We start from the raw sequence: 358 nt of genomic DNA, 5'->3' as shown, positions 1-358 counted from the left end.
ATCTTTTTAATACTGATTTAGCCTTTAGCATGGAGGTCGAAACCCCAATGCTAGACCCCGGACCTTCGGGGTCGTCGCTCTAGGCAATAGAGCGATCAGAACCCTTTTGAGGCTTCGCCTTAGGTTCCCACGTCGCCTGGAATGACTCAAGCCACTCCTTCGCAATCCTATCGCAATCACGCATTAAATCATCCAACGTGTAGACAGTCTTAATGAACGGAACAGGATTAATTCCATGCGAATCCAAAGAATCAAAAACTAAACCAAGATAAGTTTCAAGCTGTTCATTCTTCTTCTGTAAATCTCTGAACGGCTTGCCCTTATCAAAACTTTTTTCGCGTTCGCTTTTCAATTCGTT

The 358-nt window shown here is 43.9% G+C and carries 1 protein-coding gene; it reads right to left on the bottom strand.

The window, feature by feature from the left end; all coding sequences use genetic code 11:
- Nucleotides 1-79: 79 nt before the first annotated feature.
- Nucleotides 80-358 (bottom strand): hypothetical protein (locus KP705_RS21910; protein WP_215765520.1); only part of this gene is annotated, 279 nt, incomplete at its 5' end.

Origin of the sequence: Gluconobacter sp. P1D12_c (genome assembly GCF_018812105.1) — a bacterium.
Classification (GTDB): domain Bacteria; phylum Pseudomonadota; class Alphaproteobacteria; order Acetobacterales; family Acetobacteraceae; genus Gluconobacter; species Gluconobacter oxydans_A.
Note: the sequence above shows the minus strand (reverse complement) of the source record. Positions and strands in the feature narration are given on the sequence as shown.